20 protein-coding genes are annotated in these 19,909 nt (G+C 65.4%); 5 read left to right on the top strand and 15 right to left on the bottom strand.

Features of this window, described 5'->3' with window-relative positions; all coding sequences use genetic code 11:
* The first annotated feature begins 164 nt into the window (after positions 1 to 164).
* From FK527_RS16525 to FK527_RS16505, 5 genes are all read left to right on the top strand, one after another.
* Entirely contained in the window at positions 165 to 836 is a 672-nt protein-coding gene (locus FK527_RS16525) for a nitroreductase (protein WP_144735718.1), read from the top strand.
* Positions 837 to 1,013: 177 nt separating this feature from the next.
* On the top strand, positions 1,014 to 2,648 hold the full coding sequence (locus FK527_RS16520; protein ID WP_144735716.1) for a class I adenylate-forming enzyme family protein: 1,635 nt from the start codon (positions 1,014 to 1,016) through the stop codon (positions 2,646 to 2,648).
* A 63-nt stretch (positions 2,649 to 2,711) separates the two neighbouring features.
* Entirely contained in the window at positions 2,712 to 4,343 is a 1,632-nt protein-coding gene (locus FK527_RS16515) for a class I adenylate-forming enzyme family protein (RefSeq protein WP_144735714.1), read from the top strand.
* A 22-nt stretch (positions 4,344 to 4,365) separates the two neighbouring features.
* Positions 4,366 to 5,562 carry a thiolase C-terminal domain-containing protein gene (locus tag FK527_RS16510; protein ID WP_144735712.1) on the top strand — a complete coding sequence of 399 codons (1,197 nt, stop codon included), beginning with the start codon at positions 4,366 to 4,368 and terminating at the stop codon, positions 5,560 to 5,562.
* Positions 5,559 to 5,984 carry a Zn-ribbon domain-containing OB-fold protein gene (locus FK527_RS16505; RefSeq protein ID WP_186298469.1) on the top strand — a complete coding sequence of 142 codons (426 nt, stop codon included), beginning with the start codon at positions 5,559 to 5,561 and terminating at the stop codon, positions 5,982 to 5,984. Before FK527_RS16510 ends, FK527_RS16505 begins: the two co-directional genes overlap by 4 nt.
* A gap of 61 nt (positions 5,985 to 6,045) precedes the next feature.
* On the opposite strand, the gene trhP is transcribed toward FK527_RS16505, so the two are convergent.
* The 15 genes from trhP to FK527_RS16430 form a co-directional block, all read right to left on the bottom strand.
* Complete coding sequence (trhP, locus tag FK527_RS16500) at positions 6,046 to 7,434, bottom strand: prephenate-dependent tRNA uridine(34) hydroxylase TrhP (protein WP_144735710.1); 1,389 nt, start codon at positions 7,432 to 7,434, stop codon at positions 6,046 to 6,048.
* Between the two features lie 76 nt (positions 7,435 to 7,510).
* A complete protein-coding gene (gene tolA / locus FK527_RS16495) occupies positions 7,511 to 8,467 on the bottom strand; it encodes a cell envelope integrity protein TolA (protein ID WP_144735708.1) in 957 nt (318 codons plus the stop codon).
* Positions 8,468 to 8,489: 22 nt separating this feature from the next.
* Positions 8,490 to 8,918, bottom strand: coding sequence for an ExbD/TolR family protein (locus tag FK527_RS16490; protein ID WP_144735706.1), 429 nt, complete (start codon positions 8,916 to 8,918; stop codon positions 8,490 to 8,492).
* A gap of 27 nt (positions 8,919 to 8,945) precedes the next feature.
* Positions 8,946 to 9,659 (bottom strand): protein TolQ, encoded by a 714-nt coding sequence (gene tolQ, locus FK527_RS16485; RefSeq protein WP_144735704.1) that lies wholly within the window; start codon positions 9,657 to 9,659, stop codon positions 8,946 to 8,948.
* Complete coding sequence (ybgC, locus tag FK527_RS16480) at positions 9,656 to 10,072, bottom strand: tol-pal system-associated acyl-CoA thioesterase (protein ID WP_144735702.1); 417 nt, start codon at positions 10,070 to 10,072, stop codon at positions 9,656 to 9,658. The genes tolQ and ybgC overlap by 4 nt, the downstream gene beginning before the upstream one ends.
* A gap of 36 nt (positions 10,073 to 10,108) precedes the next feature.
* Entirely contained in the window at positions 10,109 to 11,293 is a 1,185-nt protein-coding gene (locus tag FK527_RS16475) for a pyridoxal phosphate-dependent aminotransferase (RefSeq protein ID WP_144735700.1), read from the bottom strand.
* Between the two features lie 28 nt (positions 11,294 to 11,321).
* Positions 11,322 to 11,918, bottom strand: a complete 597-nt coding sequence (gene nusB / locus FK527_RS16470; protein WP_144735698.1) for a transcription antitermination factor NusB — start codon at positions 11,916 to 11,918, stop codon at positions 11,322 to 11,324.
* On the bottom strand, positions 11,918 to 12,379 hold the full coding sequence (ribH, locus tag FK527_RS16465) for a 6,7-dimethyl-8-ribityllumazine synthase (RefSeq protein WP_144735696.1): 462 nt from the start codon (positions 12,377 to 12,379) through the stop codon (positions 11,918 to 11,920). The genes nusB and ribH overlap by 1 nt, the downstream gene beginning before the upstream one ends.
* A 4-nt stretch (positions 12,380 to 12,383) precedes the next feature.
* Entirely contained in the window at positions 12,384 to 13,511 is a 1,128-nt protein-coding gene (ribBA, locus tag FK527_RS16460) for a bifunctional 3,4-dihydroxy-2-butanone-4-phosphate synthase/GTP cyclohydrolase II (protein ID WP_144735694.1), read from the bottom strand.
* 207 nt (positions 13,512 to 13,718) lie between these two features.
* Positions 13,719 to 14,606 (bottom strand): NUDIX hydrolase, encoded by an 888-nt coding sequence (locus tag FK527_RS16455; protein ID WP_144735692.1) that lies wholly within the window; start codon positions 14,604 to 14,606, stop codon positions 13,719 to 13,721.
* Between the two features lie 170 nt (positions 14,607 to 14,776).
* Positions 14,777 to 15,499 (bottom strand): ABC transporter ATP-binding protein, encoded by a 723-nt coding sequence (locus tag FK527_RS16450; RefSeq protein WP_144735690.1) that lies wholly within the window; start codon positions 15,497 to 15,499, stop codon positions 14,777 to 14,779.
* A complete protein-coding gene (locus FK527_RS16445; RefSeq protein ID WP_144735688.1) occupies positions 15,492 to 16,322 on the bottom strand; it encodes an ABC transporter ATP-binding protein in 831 nt (276 codons plus the stop codon). The genes FK527_RS16450 and FK527_RS16445 overlap by 8 nt, the downstream gene beginning before the upstream one ends.
* The gene (livM, locus tag FK527_RS16440) at positions 16,319 to 17,626 is read right to left on the bottom strand and encodes a high-affinity branched-chain amino acid ABC transporter permease LivM (protein WP_144735686.1); all 1,308 of its coding nucleotides are present in this window, start codon (positions 17,624 to 17,626) and stop codon (positions 16,319 to 16,321) included. Before livM ends, FK527_RS16445 begins: the two co-directional genes overlap by 4 nt.
* Positions 17,626 to 18,540: an ABC transporter permease subunit gene (locus FK527_RS16435; protein ID WP_144735684.1), complete on the bottom strand. Its 915-nt coding sequence runs from the start codon at positions 18,538 to 18,540 to the stop codon at positions 17,626 to 17,628. The genes livM and FK527_RS16435 overlap by 1 nt, the downstream gene beginning before the upstream one ends.
* A 36-nt stretch (positions 18,541 to 18,576) precedes the next feature.
* Positions 18,577 to 19,674, bottom strand: coding sequence for a branched-chain amino acid ABC transporter substrate-binding protein (locus FK527_RS16430; protein ID WP_144735682.1), 1,098 nt, complete (start codon positions 19,672 to 19,674; stop codon positions 18,577 to 18,579).
* Positions 19,675 to 19,909: the final 235 nt, after the last annotated feature.

Below are 19,909 nucleotides of genomic sequence, written 5' to 3'. Positions count from 1 at the left end.
GCCCACAGCCCTCCACGATGGTGAGAAAAATCTCCAATACACTGCCGACGTCTACAACGATTCGACTCGTTGCGCCTCGCTGCTTTTTGCGGGGGCTTCAGGCTCATACCTGATTTGGAAAAGACTGCAAATCGGGGTGGTATTACCCAAGGACGATCCAGCCCATGCATGTCGATGAAGCCATCACGAGCCGCAAGTCCGTGCGGCGTTTCCTGCCCAAGGCCGTCGAGTTGCCCGTTCTCGAACACATTTTGCGCGTCGCCGCGCGTGCGCCCAGCGGCAACAACGTGCAGCCGTGGAAGGTCTACGCCGTGGCGGGCGAGGCGCGCGCGCGGTTGTGCCAAGCCATCTACCACGCCGCGCAGCATGAGCCCGATCGCCACCATCCGGAATACGCGTACTACCCCACGACCTGGGTCGAGCCCTACCTCGAACGGCGCCGCCGCTGCGGGCTCGGTTTGTATGCGAGCTTAGGCATAGGCCGCGACGACAAGCGCGCGCGCGAGCAGCAGATGCTGCGCAACTACCTCTTTTTCGACGCGCCCGTAGGCCTGCTCGTGACCATGGATCGGCGGCTGAACACGGGCAGTTTCATGGACCTGGGCATGTTCATCCAGAGCATCATGCTCGCCGCGCGCGGGCAGGGCCTGCACACCTGCGCGCAGGCCGCTTTTGCCTGGTACCACAAGATTGCGCGCGAGCAGCTGCCCATCAGCGAGCACGAAATCCTCACCTGTGGCATCGCGCTGGGATATGAAGACCTCTCGGCACCGGAAAACGCCTTCATCACCGAACGTGCGCCGCTCGAGGAATTCGCCAGCCTGCACGGTTTTTGAGCGTTTTGCGGCATGGGGCAGGGATAACCCGGGTGGAAATGGGCGGCAGAGCCAAGCACAGTCTGGGCGCCGTCTTGGCAAGCGCCGCAGACTGAAGGCTGGGCATCCAGCGCAGCAGACCTTGGCGGTGTGCGCGGCGGCAACAACCCATCCACCCAACAAAAGAGGAGACAAACCATGATCCTGCACAGTGCCGAGGCATTGCAGCGCTACACCCAGAGCGGACACTGGGGGCAACGTACCTTGCTCGATCACTTCTACGATACGGCAAGGCAGGAGCCCGAGCGCGTGGCAGTGGTCGATCCGGCAGATCGGCCCGATCTCGTCGGCACCGCGGCGCAAAAATTCAGCTACCGCGAGTTTGCGGCCATGGTCGATGCCATCGCCACGGGCCTGCTCGACTTGGGGCTGCAAAAAGACGAGATCGTCGTGGTGCAACTGCCCAACGTCTGGGAACTGATCGCCATGTATCTGGCCGTGAGTCGCGCCGGCGGGGTGCTCTCGCCCATGCCCATCCAGTGGCGCGACAACGAATTCCAAAACGTCAAGAACATCACGCAGGCGCGTTTTTTCTTTGGCTTGCCCGAGTTCAAGGGCGCCGAGCCGATGGCGATTGCGCAAAAACTTGGTTTCACGGCCTTCCCCATGGCGCGCATCGACGAGATGGCGCGCGGCGCGGCCGACAAGGCCCGGCTCGACGCCATCCGCATCGATGCCAACGACATTTTCAGCCTGTGCTGGTCTTCGGGCACCGAAGCCCTGTCCAAGGGCTGTCCGATGTCGCACAACAACTGGATTTTCCAGATGAACCTGATTCGCAAGACGGCCGACTTGCGCCCAGGGGACAGGGTGCTCGCGACGGCACCCGTGGTCAACATGACAGGCGTGGGCACCTGGCTGGCTTCGGTGGCGGTGGGCGGCACCACCTTGCTGCATCACCCGCTCAATATGCCCTTGCTTTTGCAGCAGATGATGCACGAGGAGGTGCACTTCACCCTGCTCGTGCCGGCCGTGCTCAACTTGATCCTCAAACTGCCGCAGGTCGATCAGCTCGATTTTTCGAATGTGCGCTGCATCGCCGCAGGTTCTTCGCAGCCTTCACGCTGGAGCATGGAAGAGTTCAAGCGCCGCTGGAACATCGAAATCGTGCATGGCTGGGGGCAGACCGAAGGCACGGCGATTTTTGCGGGCGCCAAGGACGTGCCCGAGTTTTCCAAACGCGCCGATCACTTCCCGTGGTGGGGCTGCCCTGGCGTCGAGTGGCCCTCGGGCATGCGCGGGGTGGAGCTCAAACTGCTCGATGAACTCGGCGCCGAATGCACACAGCCAGGGCAGGTGGGTGAGCTTGCCTATCGCGGCCCGAACGTATTCGCGGGCTATTACCGGCGCCCCGATCTGGCCCAAAGCGCGTTCACGCCCGACGGTTTTTACCGCACCGGCGACTTTTTCATCGTGCGCGATGCCCACCACATCGGCTTTTTCGACCGCAAGAAGGACATCATCATCCGCGGCGGCTTCAACGTCAGCGCGGCCGAGGTCGAAAACCTTGTGCTCACGCACCCCGGCGTGCAAGAGGCCGCGGCCATTGCGGTGCCTGACGAGATCATGGGCGAGAAGACCTGCGTCTTCGTCGTGCCCAAGGACAAGGCCAATCCGCCCACGCTCGAAGACATCGTGACGCACCTCAAAGGCATAGGTGTCGCGGCGTATAAGCTGCCCGAGCGCCTCGAGTACCTGGAGGTAATCCCCCGCAACCCCGTGGGCAAGATTCTGAAGGCACAGCTGCGCAAACAGTTGTTAGCGAGCGTTTGATTTTTTGCTGGTACGCCTTGGATGCGCAGCATCTGGGGCATTTTTTGAAAGGAAGCCTCTCTCATGATTTTGCATTCGGCCTCGACCATAGAGCACTACGTTTCTCAAGGCTTTTGGGGTCACAAGACTTTGCTCGACCTGCTCGCGCAGCATGTCGCCGACGTGCCGCAGCGCCCCTGCGTCGTCGATACGCCGGATCGCGCCGAGTTGATAGGCACGCCCGCCACCGCAGTGACGTGGCAACAGTTTGGTGCCGCCGTCGATGCCATCGCGACGGGGCTGCTGCGCCGTGGTTTGCAAAAGGATGAAGTCGTGGTCGCACAGCTGCCCAACGTGTGGGAGCTGATGGCGCTGTATTTCGCGGTGGCGCGTGCCGGCGGCATTCTTTCGCCCATTGCAATGCAGTGGCGCGACACCGAACTGCGCAACGTCGCCGAGGTCAGCCAGGCCAAGCGCTACATTGGCGTCAAAGACTTCAAGGGGTTCGACCACATCGCAATGGCGCAGCGTGTGGGCTACCAAACTTTGGCGCTCGAAGAGATCACCGCGATGGCGGCGCAGGCTCCCGACCCGTCCTTGCTCGCTGGCGTGAAAGTCGGGGCCAATGACATTTTCAGCCTGTGCTGGTCTTCGGGCACCGAGTCGCACGCCAAAGGCTGCCCCATGTCGCACAACAACTGGTTGTTCCAGATGCGGCTGATCCCCGAGGTGGTGGGCATCCAGGAGGGCGACCGCGTGCTCGCCCCCGCGCCCATGGTCAACATGACGGGGGCCGTGGCCTGGATGAGCTGGCTTTCAGGGCGCGGTACGCTGCTCTTGCACCACCCGATCAACGTCGAGCTGCTTATCCGCCAGATGCTCACGGAGAACGTGCAGTTCACCATCCTGGTGCCCGCGATTCTGAACATGATCCTCAAGCTGCCGAATGTGGACAGCCTCAACCTGTCGTCGATCCGCTCGATCGCCACGGGCTCGGCGCCGCCATCGCGCTGGAGCATGGAGGAGTTCAAACGCCGCTGGAACATCGAAATCTGCAACCTCTGGGGGCAGACCGAGGGCACTGGCGTGATTGCCGGGCCGCTCGACGTGCCCGACTTTGCCCAGCGCAGCGACCATTTCCCCTGGTGGGGCAAGCCCGGCATCGAATGGCCGTCCAAGGTGCAGGGGATACAAATCAAGCTGCTCGACGATGCCGATGTCGAATGCACGCAGCCGGGCCAGGTGGGCGAGCTCGTCTATCGCGGGCCCAACGTATTCGCAGGCTACTACCGCCGCCCGGACCTCGCGCAGAACTCGTTCACGGCCGACGGTTTCTTTCGCACGGGCGACTACTTCATCGTGCGCGACGAGCGCCACGTGGGCTTTTTCGACCGCAAAAAGGACATCATCATCCGCGGCGGCTTCAACATCAGCGCCGCCGAAGTCGAAAACCTCGTGCTCACGCACCCCGGCGTGCAAGAGGCTGCCGCGGTGGCCGTCCCCGACGAGATCATGGGCGAAAAGACCTGCATCTACGTCGTGCCCAAAGACAAGGCGCACCCGCCCACGCTCGAAGACATCGTCGCGCACCTCAAGCAGATCGGCGTGGCCGTTTACAAGCTGCCAGAGCGCATCGAATACACCGATGTGATCCCGCGCAACCCCGTGGGCAAGATTTTGAAGGCGCAGCTGCGCCAGCGCATCACCAAAGCATGAACCCCACCACCGAAAGGAATCCATGACATCTTCCCCCTCTGCGAGCCGAAGTCTGCGCGGCAAGACGGCGGTCATAGGCTGCGGCATTTCGGCCGTGGGCCGTGTGCCCGGCAAGAGTGCCTTGGCGCTGGCTGCCGACGCCGCCTACAAGGCCCTGGCCGACGCGGGCCTCCAAAAAACCGACATCGATGGCGTGCTCTCGAGCCACGCCTTTGCCTCGCCGTTCCACCGCTTCAGCGTCGCCATCAGCGAATACCTGGGCATACAGCCCACGTTTTCGAACACCTTGCAGGTTTCGGGTGCCACGGCGGCGACCATGTTCAACGTCGCCGCGGCGGCGATCCACGGAGGGCTGGCCGAGACGGTGCTCATCGTCGGCGGTGACAGCCTGCTCACGGGCCTTTCGCCCGACCTCGCGCTGCGCTCCATGACCGAGAGCCGCGACCAGCAGTACGAAATGCCCTTCGGCATTCCCGTAGCCAACACCTTTGCGATGACGGCGCACCGCCACATGCGCGATTTCGGCACTACGGCCGAGCAGTTCGCGCAGGTGGCGGTGATCCAGCGCGAGCATGCGCGCCGCACGCCCGGCGCGCAGATGACCGAGCCGCTCACGGTCGAGGACGTGCTCAATTCCGGCATGGTCACCACGCCCTACCACAAGCTCGACTGCTCGCTCATCTCCGATGGTGGCGCGGCTTTCATCGTGACCTCGGCCGAGCGCGCGAAGGCGCTGGGCATCCCGAAGCCGATCTACATCCTCGGCGGTGGCGAGTGCTACACGCATGAGCACATCTTCCTCATGCCCTCGATCACGACCACCGGCGCCGTGCAATCGAGCGCCAAGGCCTACGCGATGGCGGGCTACGGCCCCAAGGACATGGACGTGGCCGGTGTCTATGACTGCTTCACGGGCACGGTGATCATGATGCTCGAAGACCTGGGCTTTTGCCCCAAGGGTGAAGGCGGGCGTTTCGTCGAAGACCGGCAGATGACCTACGGCGGCGCGATTCCGTGCAACACGCACGGCGGTTTGCTGTCGTTCGCGCACTCGGGCATGCCCGGCGCCTTGTTCCACTTCTACGAGGTGATCCACCAGTTGCGTGGGCAATGCGGTGAGCGCCAGGTGCAGGGCGCGGAGCTCGGCCTGGTGCACAGCCTGGGCGCGGGGTTTGCCACGCAAGCCACCACCATCTTCGGCACGGAGGCCACCCTGTGATCAATCCCAAAGAAGCCCACATCAAGCCGCTGCCCATGCCCGATGCCGATTCCGAGGCGTATTGGCGCGGCATTCGTGAAGGCAAGCTGCTGCTGCAGCACTGCAAGCAATGCGGTCACGTGCAGTTTTACCAGCAGGCCATTTGCCGCGCGTGCGGCAGCGAGCATCTGGAGCATCGCCCCGCAAGCGGGCGCGGCACCGTGCATTCGTTCAGCGTGGTGTATCGCGCGCCCGGCCCGGCCTTCAAGCACGACACGCCTTACGCCGTGCTGCTGGTCGAGCTCGCCGAAGGGCCGCGCATGATCAGTTCCTTCGTCGGCGACGATCCGCTGGTCGTGACTTTTGACATGCCGGTCGAGCTGGTGTGCGAGCCCGTGGGTGACACGGGCGTGGTGCTGCCGCGTTTTCGCGCGGCGCGGTGACAGACTGAATCTGCTTTGCTCGTGAAAAGCGCCAGGTGCCGGCGCTTTTCACGAGCGGGTCTCATGCGGATTCGAGCACGCGCGCGAGCAAGGCTCCCTCGGCCGGCCCTTCGAGCGGAATGCGCACGCGCACCGGGCTGCCCTGGGCGCACTGCACGGGCTGGCCTTCGAGGTCGAACATCTGCGTCAGGCGCAGCAGGCGGTTGCCGCTCGGGTGGATGACTTCGAGCAGGTCGCCCACGTCGAAGCGGTTTTTCGTTTCCACCTCGGCCCAGCCTGCGCCCACGGCGCGCACTTCGGCCACGAACTGGCTGCGCCGCGCCGTGGAGTGGCCGGTTTCGTAGTTCTGGTAGTCGTGCATGGGGCGGCGCTCCAGAAAGCCGCTCGTGTAGCCGCGGTTGGCCAGGCCCTCGAGTTCAGTGAGCAGCGTCGGGTCGAACGGTCGCCCGGCCACGGCGTCGTCGATCGCGCGGCGATAGACCTGCGCCGTGCGCGCGACGTAGTACAGGCTCTTGGTGCGACCCTCGACCTTGAGCGAGTCCACGCCGATTTCCACCAGCCGCTGCACATGCTCGACGGCGCGTAAGTCCTTGCTGTTCATGATGTAGGTGCCGTGCTCATCCTCCATGATGGGCATGAGCTGGCCGGGGCGCTCTTTTTCTTCGAGCAGATAGACCTGGTCGGCAAGCGGATGGCGCGCGCTGCCGCCACAGGCCGCAAACGCGGCGTGTGCGTCTTCCTGCGCCTGGCTGAAGCTGAAGTCGCCCTCCATGGGCTGGGCGATGGGCTCGCCGGTGTTGGGGTCGAGCGTGGCGGGGCGCGTCTGGTAGTTCCAGCGGCAGGCATTGGTGCAGGTGCCCTGGTTCGGGTCACGCCGGTTGAAGTAGCCCGAGAGTAGGCAGCGGCCCGAATAGGCGATGCACAGCGCACCGTGCACGAACACTTCGAGCTCGATGTCGGGGCATTCCTCGCGGATTTTGGCGACTTCGTCGAGGCTCAGCTCGCGCGAGAGGATGATGCGCGCGATGCCCACCTTTTGCCAGAACTTCACGGCTGCGTAGTTCATGGTGTTGGCCTGCACCGAGAGGTGGATGGGCACCTCGGGCCAGCCGCCGTGCTCCATTTTTTCGAGCACGAGCATGATCAAGCCAGGGTCGGCCATGATGAGTGCGTCGGGGCGCAGGGCGATCACGGGCTCGATGTCGCGCAGGTAGGTGCGCACCTTGTCGTTGTGCGGCAACAGGTTGCTCGTGACGAAGAATTTTTTGCCGCGTGCATGTGCTTCGGCGATGCCTTGCGCGATTTGCTCGAGGCGGAATTCGTTGTTGCGCGCGCGCAGGCTGTAGCGCGGCTGGCCGGCATAGACGGCGTCGGCGCCAAAGTCATAGGCCGCACGCATTTTGTCGAGCGAGCCGGCGGGCAGCAGCAGTTCGGGGCTTTGGAAAGTCATGGCGCGATTGTCCCAAACATCGGAAAAACGAGCGAAAACCCATGCAGTGGCAGGGGCAGGTTGTGGGCTCCGCCTCTCAATCTTTGGGCCGGAACACGATCACGAGCGAGGAGGGCACGCGGCCGTCGATGTCGCGCGGCAGCGTCTCGGTTTTTTGCAGCGCGCGCAGCACGGCATCGTCCCAGGCCTTGTTGCCGCTGGACTGCAGCAGGCGCGTGCCCACGATGGTGCCGTCGGGCGCAGTGCGCACCTCGACTTCGGCGCGCGGGTTGCCGACGACCTCGTCGGGATAAACGATATTGGGCCTGACCTTGGCCACCACCTTACCGGCGTAGCTGCCAGACGGCCCCGACGGCCCGGCGCTGCGCAGGTCTTTGCCCGTGGCGTTGGTGTCGCCGGTGGCGTCGGCCAGGCTTTGCATGCGGCGCAGGTTTTCCTGGCGTTGCGCTTCAAGCTGGCGTGCCAGCGCTTCGGCCTTGCGTTTGTCTTCGGCCTGTTTCTTCTGCTGCGCGAGCCTGTCCTGTTCGGCTTTTTCGCGTTCAGCTTTCTCGCGCTCTGCTTTGGCGCGCGCGGCCTTTTCCTGCGCGGCTTTTTCTTGGGCAGCTTTGGCTTTTTCTCTTTGTTCGCGTTCCCTTTGTTCTTGCGCACGCTTTTCCTCGCGGGCCCGCTCCAGCGCCTGCTGGCGGGCCTGTTCCTCGCGTTTTTTCTGCCGCTCCAGGGCAATGTCGGCGTCGCGTGTGTCGGGTGCGGTCGTATGTACGGGTGGCTGCGGCGAGGGTATGCGTGGTGTCGGCTCTGGCGCAGGCGGTGGCGGTGCGGGCGGAGGTGGCGCCATGCGCGGCGCTGCCTGCTGCGGTAGCGCGGCCCAGAGCTCGGCTTGCACGACGGCCTGCTCGCTGCTCGCCTTCCAGCGCACGCCCCAGGCCAGTGCGGCGAGCAACAAACCGTGCGCGAGCAGCGACAGCGCAATGGCCGGCCCCCGCCCGGGCGGGGGGGGCGGCGCAAGGGGCTCGCGATGCAGGGATGCGGTCATGGCATAGCGCGAGGCAGGGGCTTCAGCCGCCTGCCTGGGTGACCGACAGGCCCACGCGCTGCACGCCGGCCTTTTGCAGTGCACTCATGGCCTTGACCACGGTTTCGTAAGTCACGCTCTTGTCGGCTGCGATCACGACCGCGGCCTGTTCATCCGACTGGCTTTGTTGCCAGCGTAGCGCGGCCTCGGCGGCCTCTTTTTCGCTCACGCTGCGGCTGCTGCCGTCGGCCTTGAACTGCAGGCGGCCATCTTTGCCAATGAGCACGGTGGCGTATTTGACCGGCTGGCGGTTGGCCTTGCCGACCTTGGGCACGTTGATGGTGCCGGGCGTGAGCATGGGCGCCGTTACCATGAAAATGATGAGCAGCACCAGCATGACGTCGATGAAGGGCACCATGTTGATTTCATTGATGGTGCGGCGGCCGCGGCCGCGCGAAGCCAGAGCGGGCATCGATGGTTCCTTGGCGTCTCGTTGGTTTCAGCGGCCCGACGCCGAGGTGGCGGCGCTGGATGCAGGTGTGCCCAGGTTGCGCTGCAGGATGTTGGAGAACTCTTCGATGAAGGTCTCCTGCTGGAGGGTCACGCGGTCGATGTCGTGCGCAAAGCGGTTGTAGGCCAGCACGGCCGGAATCGCGGCGAAAAGGCCTATGGCCGTGGCCACGAGGGCTTCCGCGATGCCTGGCGCCACCGTGGCGAGCGTGACCTGCTCCATGCCCGCAAAGCCGGTGAAGGCGTGCATGATGCCCCACACCGTGCCGAACAGCCCCACGTAGGGCGAGACCGAGCCGACCGAGGCTAGCAGCGAGAGGCCGGATTCGATCACGTCCATCTCGCGCTGCAGGCTCGCGCGCATGGCGCGGCGGGCGCCGTCGAGCAGCGTGCCCGGGTCGCTGATGCGGCGCTCGCGCAGCTTTTGGTATTCGCGCATGCCGCTCGCGAAGATGCGCTCCATCGGCCCGCCCTGGCGGGCGTTCTGCGCCGCACTCGCGTACAAGTCGTTCAGGCTGGTGCCAGACCAGAATTCGCGCTCGAAGTCCTCGTTGAGCGTCTTCACGCGCCGCACGGTGATGAGCTTGCGAAAAATCGTACCCCAGCTGGCGATCGAGACGCCCAGCAGCAGCAGCATGACGAGTTGCACCACCCAGCTGGCGTGCAGCACCAGGGTGACGATGGACATGTTTTGTGCATTCATGAAAGTCGTTCCAGAAGCCAAGGGGGCATGCGCGCAGGACGCAGGGTGGAGGCATCGACCCAGCCGATGCGGATGACGGCTTCGACCAGCAAAGATGCCGTCTGCTGCGCGGCCTGCTCTGTTTTGAGGAGTACCTGTTGTAGCATGGAAAGCGATGCGCGCCCTGTTTCCTGCACTTTGGCGGTGACGATCAGCGCATCGTCGAGGCGCGCCGGGCGCAGATAGCGCAGGTGCGAGTCGGTTACGACAAAAACGCCGCCGGTTTGTTCCCGCAGCGCACCCTGCTCGACGCCGCGCGCGCGCAGCCATTCGGTGCGGGCACGTTCGAAGTATTTGAGGTAGTTGGCGTGGAAGACGATGCCGCCGGCATCGGTATCCTCCCAGTACACACGGACCGGCCATTCGAATGCCATGGGTGCACCTCCTGTTCGTCGATTGCGCTCATCCTCTCAGCCCAGCAAGGTTTGCAGCCGCGCCACGGCTTCCTGCAGCTGGGGCAGCGCGTTGGCCGTGGAAAAGCGCACGAAGCGCTGCGTCTCGAAGCCGCCGAAGTCGCGCCCCGGCGTCACGGCCAAGTGGGCGCGGCGCATGAGTTCCAAGGCGAAGTCCCAGCTACCCTGCACGCCCAGGCGCTCAGCCGCGGCGCTGCAGTCAGCCCAAGCATAAAACGCGCCATCGGGCATCACGGGCACGGCAAGGCCCAGCGCCTGCAGCGCGGGGATGAAGTAGTCGCGCCGCGCCTTGAATTCGGCGCGCCGGCGCTCGTATTCGGCGATGCTGTCGGGCTCGAAGCAGGCCAGCGCCGCGTGCTGCGCCACGGTGCTCGCACAGATGAACAGGTTTTGCGCGAGGCGCTCGACCACGGGCACCATGGCCTCGGGCACCACCATCCAGCCCAGGCGCCAGCCCGTCATGTTGAAGTATTTGCTGAAGCTGTTGATGCTGATGATGTCTTCGCCCAGCGCGAGCGCCGTCTGGCCGTAAGTGGTGTCGTAAGACAGACCGAGGTAAATCTCGTCGATCAGCGTGATGCCGCCGTGCGCCTGCACCACGGCGTGGATGCGGCGCAATTCCTCGGGCGCGATCGAGGTGCCCGTGGGATTGGAGGGCGAGGCGAGCAGCACGCCGCGCGTTTTGTCGCCCCAGGCGGCCTGCACCTGTGCGGCGCTAAGCTGAAAGCGCTCCTGCGCCGTGGCAGGCAGCAGCACGGCGCGGCCTTCCGCGGCGCTCACGAAATGCCGGTTGCAAGGGTAGCTCGGGTCGGGCATGAGGACTTCGTCGCCCGCGTCGATCAGCGCCAGGCAGGCAAGCTGCAACGCCGCCGAAGCCCCCGCCGTGACCACGATGCGCCGTACCGGCACGCTGACGCCAAAGCGCTCCTGGTACCAGCCGCTGATGCGTTCGCGCAGCGCGTCGAGGCCGAGCGCGGGCGTGTATTGCGTGCTGCCAGCGTGGATGGCGCGCACGGCGGCCTCTTGCACCAGCGGCGGCGCCGTGAAGTCGGGCTCGCCGATGTTGAGAAAAATCATGGGCGAGCGCGTGCCCGCAAGTGCGCGCGCCTGCGCCTGGGCGGCCTTGGCCACCTCCATCACGTAAAACGGTTCTATGCGTGCAGCGCGGGTGGAAAACTTCATGCGGGTCGGTTCGGAGCCGATGGGAAGCTCAGTCGTGGGTCTCGCCGGGCTGCACAGAGGCGGGCAAGGGGTGCGGCTCTTGGCTTTGCGGCCGTGACTTGGACATGGCCTTGTCTGCAGCCACCTCGCCCGCGCGCAGGCGCGGCGCCAGGCCGTTGAGCACGGCGTTGACGTATTTGTAGCCGTCGGTGCCGCCAAACTCCTTGGCGAGTTCGATGCACTCGTCGAGCACCACGCGCCAGGGCACGTCGAGGCAATGCTGAAACTCGTACGCGCCTATCCACATCACGGCGTGCTCGATCGGTGAGAGCTCACCGAGAGGCCGGTCGAGCTGCGGCGCGACGAGCGCGTCCAGCTCCTGCGCCGTCTGGATACAGCCGTGCAGCAGCGCGTCATAGTGGGCCGCGTCGGCCTTGTGAAAGCCCGCCAGGTCGCGCGTGAAGGCATCTATGGCCGCGGCCTCGTTGTGCCCGACGAGGTGCTGGTACAGCGCCTGCAGGGCGAATTCGCGCGCGCGGCTGCGCTGCGACTTCGAGGCCGCCTTGCGCGCGCCGTTGCTCTTGAGGCCGGTGCGCGGCTGCTTCGGGGGTCTGGGCGGGCGAACGAAGGCGCCGCTGTCGCTCATCACAAGTCCTCCAGCAGGCGCGCCATTTCCACGGCCACGCGCGCGGCGTCGCGCCCTTTGTCGGTCTGGCGCGCCACGGCCTGGGCCGTGTCCTCGGTGGTCAGGATGGCGTTGGCGATGGGAATCTGGTAGTCGAGCGCCAAGCGCGCCACGCCCGCCGCCGACTCGTTCGCGACGAGCTCGAAGTGGTAGGTCTCGCCGCGGATCACGCAGCCCAGCGCGATCAGGGCGTCGTAGCTTTCGCTCTCGGCCAGCGCCTGCAGCGCGAGTGGCACTTCGAGCGCGCCGGGCACGCGCACGAGGTCTATGTCTTCGGTGTCCACGCCCAGCGCCAGCAGCTCATCGCGGCAGGCAGCCACCAGCGCGTCGGTGACGCCTTCGTTGAAGCGTGCTTGCACCATGGCGATGCGCAGGCCCTGGCCGTCGAGTTCGGGGGCGCTGCCTTGTTCCGCGTCTTGCATGCTTTTACTCCTTCGCTTTGGGGATGTAGCCGGTGATTTCGAGTCCGTAACCTACCATGCTCGGCATGCGGCGCGCATGACCCATGAGTTGCATTTTGTGCACGCCGCATTCGCGCAGGACTTGCGCGCCTATGCCATAGGTGCGCAAGTCCATGCGGCCGCGCTCGGGCGCCTGGGTGGCGCGCGCCGTGCCTTCGAACTGGGCCAGCAGCTCGGCCGCGCTCTCGCCGCAGTTGAGCAGCACAGCCACGCCGCGGCCCTGCTGCTCGATGTGCCGCAGGCTCTCGTCCAGGCCCCAGGAGTGCATGGTGCGCTGCACTTCGAGCAAATCGAGCACCGAAAGCGGCTCGTGCACACGCACCGGCACGCTCTCGTCGCTGCGCCACTGGCCTTTGACCAGCGCGAGGTGCAGGCCCTGGCTGGGCTTGTCGCGGTAGGCGTGCGCAATGAATTCGCCGTAAGCGGTCTGTAGCGGACGGCTGCCGATTTTTTCGATCAGCGACTCGTGGCGGCTGCGGTGCTCGATCAGGTCGGCGATGGTGCCGATTTTCAGGCCATGTTCGGCCGCGAACAGCTGCAGATCGGGCAGGCGCGCCATCGTACCGTCGTCTTTCATGACCTCACAGATCACGGCGGCAGGGCTGCAGCCGGCCATGGCAGCCAGGTCGCAGCCCGCTTCGGTGTGACCCGCGCGCATCAGCACCCCGCCATCGATCGCCTGCAGCGGGAAGATGTGGCCGGGCTGCACCAAATCTTCGGGCACGGCGTGCGGCGCCACAGCGGCCTGCACGGTGCGCGCGCGGTCGGCGGCGGAAATGCCCGTGGTCACGCCTTCGGCAGCCTCGATCGACACCGTGAAGGCCGTGGCGTGCTTGGTGCCGTTGCGCGTGACCATGGGCGGCAGCCGCAGGCGCTCGCAACGCTCGCGCGTGAGCGTGAGGCAAATCAGACCGCGCCCGTACCTGGCCATGAAGTTGATGGCTTCGGGCGTAACGTGATCCGCGGCGAGCACGAGGTCGCCTTCGTTTTCGCGGTCTTCTTCATCGACGAGGATGACCATGCGGCCAGCGCGCAGCTCGGCCACGATGTCTTCCACGGGGGAAATGGGGGCGGGGGTGAGGGGGGTGTTCATGAAGCTCGGAAGAAGAAGTCGGCTGCGCGCCAAGGTGAGCGATAGGCAGGTGCAGGCAGACGCACCTGCCGCTGTAGGCATGCGGGCCATGTGGCCGGGTGTGGCAGGCGCAAGGCACGCCGCGCAGAGCGCTTGGTGAAGGCGGCGATTTTACCCGCACGGTGTCAGACGGGCCGTTCGCCGAGCCACGTGCACCGCAGCCGCATATCAGGCAAAAAGCGCCTCGAAACCTTCTTCGGGCGTAAAACGTCCTTCGACGTGCAGCAGCCGCGTGGGGCCGGGCAGGGCCCGTGCGGAGACGGAGTGTTTTGCATCTCCGGGATAGCACAGCACGCGTGTGCCGTCGCGCTGGTGATGCTCTGGTTCGATGAGCGGTGGACGCTTGCTGCGCGCCTCCTCGAGCACGCTTTGCACATCATTGTGGCGGGCCAGATGCGCCAGGCCCATGATCTGCGGCGGCGCCAGGTCGATGAGCCGGTCGCGGTACTGCTCGAGCGCGGTGCGCGGGGCGATCCAGACGCTGTCGGTGGTTTCTTCATCGTCGTGCGCGGCCGTTTGGCCCTGCGGTGCTTCGGCGACGAAAAAGCGCGTGTCGAAGCGGCGCGTGGTGTTGATCGTGGGCGCACGCGGCGTGATCCAGCGCGACCAGGGCACGAGCCGGCGTGTGGGCACGCGCAATTGCAGCGTGCTCAGTACCTCGGCAAAAGACTGGCCTGTGCGCAGCAGCTCCCGCGCCTGCGGTGCATCGAGGCGCGCCAGGGCGCCCGCGGCCTCGGCGAGCAACAGCCCGCATTCTTCGAGCGCCTCGCGCACGGCGGCGACGTACAGACCTGCCGCCGTAGCGGTGTCTAGGTTGGGCTCGTTGAGGCTTGCGTGCAGGGCTTGCGGCGGCTGGTCGAGCAGGGACTCGGCCAGCCTCTGGTCGGCGTCATCGAGCTTGCCGCCGGGGAAAACGTACAGCCCCGGCATGTTGGCAGCCTGCGCCGTGCGGCGCAGCAGCAGCACTTCGAGGCCCGTGGGTGCCTGGCGCAGCAGCACCATGGAGGCGGCAGGACGGGGTGTTTCGGCAAGGGGTGGTGTGGTGGGGGCTTGCATGGGGCTGAAGGGGTAAAAAGCAGGGTGCGGGGCTTTGGCGGGATGCGCCGCACTGTCGAAATCGGCGGGGCATGCATACCGCTGGCCGGTGCAGCCTACCATGCGTTTGGTATGGCTGCAAATGCCGATCGTTGTCTTGCTTGTTTGTGCATGACGGGCGCAAGTCTGGATTACGCGGCGGCGTCGAGGTAAGCAGCACGTATCTGCGGATCGTCGAGCAGACCCTGCCCACTGCCTTCGAGCACGACGGCGCCGTTTTGCAACACGTAGCCCCGGTGCGCGATCCTGAGCGCCTGGCGTGCGTTTTGCTCGACCAGCAAAATGGTCAGACCAAGTTCGCGGTTGAGCGTTGTGATCGTGTGGAAAATGGTGCGGATCACGAGCGGCGCGAGGCCCAACGACGGTTCGTCGAGCAGCAGCATGCGCGGCGAGCCCATCAGCGCGCGCCCGATCGCGAGCATCTGCTGCTCGCCGCCCGAGAGTGTGCCCGCGCGCTGCGTCTGCCGCGCTTCGAGGATGGGGAAAAGCGTGAAGACGCGGCGCAGGCCGTCGTTGGCATTCAAAGTCCCATGGGCGTCTCGGGCAGCGGTCATGCCGATCAGCAGGTTTTCGCGCACGCTCATGCGCGCGAAGATGCGCCGTCCTTCGGGCACGAGAGCAATCTGCCTGCGGGCGATATGGTGCGGTGGCAAGGCGGTGATGTCTTCGTCGGCGAGCACGATGCGGCCGCTACTGGCGCGCGGCATGCCGAAAATGGTGGTCATCAGCGTCGATTTGCCGGCACCGTTCGCGCCGATCAGCGTGACGATTTCGCCGGCGCGCACCTGCAGATCGACGCTCTTGAGCGCCTGAATGGCGCCATAGTGGGCGCTGACGCCCTGCAACTCAAGCATTGCCCACCTCGACATCGGCCGTTTCTGCGGCGTCTTCCGCTGCGCCGAGGTAAGCGGCGATGACTTCGGGGTCGTGCTGCACGTGCTGCGGTGCGCCTTCAGCGATCTTGCGGCCGAAATTCATCACGACCACGTGGTCGGAGACGTTCATCACGACGTTCATGTCGTGTTCGATGAAGAGGATCGTCAGGCGGTGCGCGTCACGCAGGCGCAGCAGGAGCGCGTTGAGCTCGGCCGACTCCTTCGGGTTCAGCCCTGCCGCGGGCTCGTCCAGGCACAGCAGCTGCGGCCCGGTGCACAGGGCGCGCGCGATCTCCACGCGGCGCTGCGTGCCGTACGGCAGCGCACCGGCGGGCAGGTCGGCGTATTGCGTCAGGCCCAGCTCGGCCAGCCAGCGGCGCGCACGCGCGAGCGCCGCCTGCTGCGCGCGGCGGTAGCCCGGTGTGTGCAGCAGGCCCGCGAGCGAGAAGCGTGCGGCGCGCTGCAGTTCGCGGTGCTGCGCGACCAGCAGGTTTTCGAGCACGGTCATGCCCGTAAAGAGCCGGATGTTCTGGAAGGTGCGCACGATGCGCGCCTCGTGGGCGATGCGGTGGCCTTGCAGGCTGGTGAGTTCCTGTTCGCCTTGCGCGGTATGGAGCACGATGGACCCGGCACTGGGGCGGTAAAACCCTGTGATGCAGTTGAACAGCGTGGTCTTGCCTGCGCCGTTGGGGCCGATCACCGCCGTGATGCGTTCGCGCGGCACCTCGAGCGAGAGGCCGTCGATGGCCGTGATGCCGCCAAAGCGCATCACGAGCTGCTGCACCGTCAGTAGCGGCTTCATGGGGTGCTCTTATGCGCGGTGGCGAGACGCACCGTGGGTTCGCGCCGCGCGAGCAATCCCGTGGGCTTCACGGCCATGATGGTCACCATGGCTGCACCGAAAACGAGCATGCGGTAGTCGGCGAACTGGCGCCCGACTTCGGGCAGGACGACGAGCACCGCCGCGGCCAGCACCACACCGAGTTGCGAGCCCATGCCGCCGAGTACGACGATCGCAAGAATGGTGGCGGATTCGCTGAAGGTGAAGCTCTCGGGCGAGATGAAGCCCTGGCGCGCTGCAAAGAATACGCCGGCGAAGCCCGCGAGCATGGCGCCCATCGCGAAGGCGGAGAGCTTGATGCGCGTGGTGTTGAGGCCCAGCGCCTTGCAGGCGATTTCGTCTTCGCGCAGGGCTTCCCAGGCGCGCCCCATGGGCAGCACGCGCAGGCGCGTGACCAGCGCATGCGTGAGCAGTGCCAGCGCCACGATCAGGTAGTAGAGGAAGATGATGCGGTGCATGGGCGAGAAATCGAGGCCGAAGAATTCGTGAAAGGTTCGGCCCTCGGCGCTGCTGCGCGCGAACGGCAGGCCGAAAAAGCTCGGGCGCGGGATGCCGCCGATGCCGTTGGGGCCGCCTGAGAAGGAAGTCCAGTTGAGCAGGATGATGCGGATGATCTCGCCAAACCCGAGCGTGACAATGGCCAGGTAGTCGCCGCGCAGCCGCAGCACGGGGTAGCCGAGCAGGATGCCGAACACTGCGGCCAGGGCCCCGGCCACCGGCAGTGCGGCCCAGAAGCTCCAGCCGAGCTGCGTGGAGAGCAGCGCGTAGCTGTATGCCCCGACCGCATAGAAGGCCACGTAGCCCAGGTCGAGCAGGCCGGCGAGCCCGACCACGACATTGAGCCCCCAGCCGAGCATCACATAGATGCCAAGCGTGGTTGCGGTGTCGATGGCGTAGCGGTTGTCCGGCAGCAGCAGCGGCAACAGCAACGCCAGCACGAGGATCGCGCCTGCGCTGGCGCGGCGCAGCGCGGTTTGGCCGCGCGCGGGCGCAAGGCGCTTCGCAGGGCGGCGGCGCCGCCAGAAATCTATGCCCGCGCGCAGCAGCAATCTTGCGAAAAACAACAGCAGCAGCGTCCACCCCAGCGCGCCCCAGCGTGTTTGCACGACCAGCGCGCCGCCGTCTTCGACGGTGCGCAGGCCGATGAAGGGCAGGGCGAGCAGGCCGCCGAGCACCGTGACGGCGAGCGCATCGCGCAGGCGCACCGCAAGCGCAGCGGCGGATGAAGGTGCGGGGGAGGGGGGTGTGGCAGAGGTGGCCGCCATCAGACCTTCTCCACGTCCGGTTGCCCGAGCAGGCCGGTGGGGCGCAACAACAGCACCAGCACGAGGATCGTGAAGGTAGCCACGTCTTTGTATTCGGGCGATAGGTAGGCCGACCAGAAGGCTTCGACCAGACCGATGATGAGCCCGCCAAGCATCGCGCCGGGGATGGAACCTATGCCGCCCAGCACCGCGGCAGTGAACGCCTTGATGCCCGCGATGAAGCCTATGGTGAAGTCGATGACGCCGTACTGCAGCACCGCGAGCACCCCCGCCACCGCAGCCAGCGCCGCGCCCAGCATGAAGGTGAGCGAGATCGTTTTATCGACGTCGATGCCCAGCAGCGCCGCCATCTTCGGGTCTTGTTCGCAGGCGCGTTGCTGACGGCCGAACGAAGTGCGCGCGATCATCCAGCCGAAGGCTGCCATCACCAGCACCGTCAGCACCACCGTGGCGAGCTGCACCCAGCCGAGCGTGACGCGAAAGCCGGGGGCCGCCCACAGCGTGATGTCCCCCTGCCACAGCGGCGGGATGGACTTGATGCGCGCGCTCTGCGTGAGCTGCACGTAGTTTTGCAGGAAGATCGACATGCCGATCGCCGAAATCAGCGGCGCGAGCCGCGGCGCGCCGCGCAGCGGGCGGTAGGCGATGCGCTCCACGGCCCAGCCGTAGAGCGCGGTGAACGCCATGGCCACGAGCAGCATCGCTAGCAGCACGAGCGGCGTCGGCCCCAGGCCGAGGCCCGCGCAGAGCACATAGACCAGCACGGCCATGAAGGCGCTGACCATGTAGATCTCGCCATGCGCGAAGTTGATCATGCCGATGATGCCATAGACCATCGTGTAGCCGATCGCGATCAGGCCGTACATGGCCCCGAGCGTGAGGCCGTTGACGAGCTGCTGCAATGCGTAAGCCAACGGCCTGCTCCGTTTCTTGAAACTATGCGAGGCAGCTTACTTGGCGTAGTCGTAGCTGCCGCCGGTCCACTTGTAGACGGCAAACGCGGGCGTTTTGAGGTCGCCCTTGGCGTCGAATTCGAGCGTGCCGATGGCGGTATCGAACTTGCCCTGGCGCAGCACCGGTTCGAGCTTGGCGCGTTCAACGCCGCCGGCCTTTGTCACGGCCTGCTGGAACAGCTGCAGCGCCGCGTAGGCGTAGAGCACGTAGCCTTCGGGCTCGATCTTGGCCGCGCGGAAGCGTTCGACGATCGCGGCCGCCTTGGGGTTTTTGCGCGGGTCGGGCGTGAACGTGAAATAGACACGGTCAGCGAGCTTGCCCGCGGCCGTGACGAGTTCCGAGTTGGTCATGGTGTCGCCGCCGAACACCGTGAGCGGTAGACCGATCTGGTCGGCCTGGCGCAGCAGCAGGGCGACTTCGGTGTGGTAGCCGCCGTAGGCAAGGACGTCGACACCGGCATTCTTGAGGCGCGTGACCATGCCTGAATAATCCTTTTCACCGGCGGTGATCGATTCGCGCAGCACGGGCGTCTTGCCGTGGGCTTTCATGGCCTTGGCGATTTCGTCGGCAAGGCCCTTGCCGTAGGCGCTCTTGTCGTCGAGCACCGCAACCTTTTTGTCTTTGAAGTGGCTGGTGATCCACTGGCCGATCATCGCGCCCTGCTGGTCGTCGCGCCCCATGATGCGGAAGATGTTTTTCAGCCCGCGCTCGGTCACCTGCGGGTTGGTCGAGACGGTGGCCATCAGGATGTCGGCGTCGTTGTAGATGTCGGACGCCGGGATGGTGGAACTGGAGCACCAGTGACCGTGTACGAACTGGATTTTTTTGTTCACGAGCGCGTTCGCGACGGCGACGGCCTGCTTAGGATCGCAGGCGTCGTCGCCGTATTCGAGCTTGATCTTCTGCCCGAGCACGCCGCCTTTGGCGTTGATGTCGGCGGCGGCTGCCTCGGCCCCTTTCTTGATCTGGTCGCCGGCCGAGGCGTACTGGCCGGTAAATGGGCCAGCGACACCGACGAGCCAGTCGGCATGGGCCAGCGGCGCGGCAAGGCCGGCAGCAAGGCAAGCGAGACGGATGGTGCGCAGCAAGGACATGGGCTTCTCCTGGGTTTGGGGTGAAAATGGCAGTAGAGGCAATCACATCAAGCGCGAGGCGCTATTGGTGGCATAGCATAACGGTTTCTCGACAGGAAATACATTGGGAGTCTTATCCAACGAGGTATGAGCCTGAAGCCCGCCCCGTGATTCCAAGGAAGAATGAGCCTGAAGGCAGGCCAGGGAGAAGCGACACAAGCGGCTGATAGGCAGCAGCTTAGGTGCAACGGGTCGA

The organism is Extensimonas perlucida (assembly GCF_007655255.1).
In the GTDB taxonomy this organism is placed as follows: domain Bacteria; phylum Pseudomonadota; class Gammaproteobacteria; order Burkholderiales; family Burkholderiaceae_C; genus Extensimonas; species Extensimonas perlucida.
This window is presented reverse-complemented; position numbering and strand designations above follow the sequence as displayed.

Coding starts and splice junctions, on each gene's coding strand:
- FK527_RS16525 (WP_144735718.1), top strand. CDS start 165: ATGCATGTCGATGAAGCCATCACGAGCCGCAAGTCCGTGCGGCGTTTC.
- FK527_RS16520 (WP_144735716.1), top strand. CDS start 1,014: ATGATCCTGCACAGTGCCGAGGCATTGCAGCGCTACACCCAGAGCGGA.
- FK527_RS16515 (WP_144735714.1), top strand. CDS start 2,712: ATGATTTTGCATTCGGCCTCGACCATAGAGCACTACGTTTCTCAAGGC.
- FK527_RS16510 (WP_144735712.1), top strand. CDS start 4,366: ATGACATCTTCCCCCTCTGCGAGCCGAAGTCTGCGCGGCAAGACGGCG.
- trhP (WP_144735710.1), bottom strand. CDS start 7,434: ATGACTTTCCAAAGCCCCGAACTGCTGCTGCCCGCCGGCTCGCTCGAC.
- tolA (WP_144735708.1), bottom strand. CDS start 8,467: ATGACCGCATCCCTGCATCGCGAGCCCCTTGCGCCGCCCCCCCCGCCC.
- FK527_RS16490 (WP_144735706.1), bottom strand. CDS start 8,918: ATGCCCGCTCTGGCTTCGCGCGGCCGCGGCCGCCGCACCATCAATGAA.
- tolQ (WP_144735704.1), bottom strand. CDS start 9,659: ATGAATGCACAAAACATGTCCATCGTCACCCTGGTGCTGCACGCCAGC.
- ybgC (WP_144735702.1), bottom strand. CDS start 10,072: ATGGCATTCGAATGGCCGGTCCGTGTGTACTGGGAGGATACCGATGCC.
- FK527_RS16475 (WP_144735700.1), bottom strand. CDS start 11,293: ATGAAGTTTTCCACCCGCGCTGCACGCATAGAACCGTTTTACGTGATG.
- nusB (WP_144735698.1), bottom strand. CDS start 11,918: ATGAGCGACAGCGGCGCCTTCGTTCGCCCGCCCAGACCCCCGAAGCAG.
- ribH (WP_144735696.1), bottom strand. CDS start 12,379: ATGCAAGACGCGGAACAAGGCAGCGCCCCCGAACTCGACGGCCAGGGC.
- ribBA (WP_144735694.1), bottom strand. CDS start 13,511: ATGAACACCCCCCTCACCCCCGCCCCCATTTCCCCCGTGGAAGACATC.
- FK527_RS16455 (WP_144735692.1), bottom strand. CDS start 14,606: ATGCAAGCCCCCACCACACCACCCCTTGCCGAAACACCCCGTCCTGCC.
- FK527_RS16450 (WP_144735690.1), bottom strand. CDS start 15,499: ATGCTTGAGTTGCAGGGCGTCAGCGCCCACTATGGCGCCATTCAGGCG.
- FK527_RS16445 (WP_144735688.1), bottom strand. CDS start 16,322: ATGAAGCCGCTACTGACGGTGCAGCAGCTCGTGATGCGCTTTGGCGGC.
- livM (WP_144735686.1), bottom strand. CDS start 17,626: ATGGCGGCCACCTCTGCCACACCCCCCTCCCCCGCACCTTCATCCGCC.
- FK527_RS16430 (WP_144735682.1), bottom strand. CDS start 19,674: ATGTCCTTGCTGCGCACCATCCGTCTCGCTTGCCTTGCTGCCGGCCTT.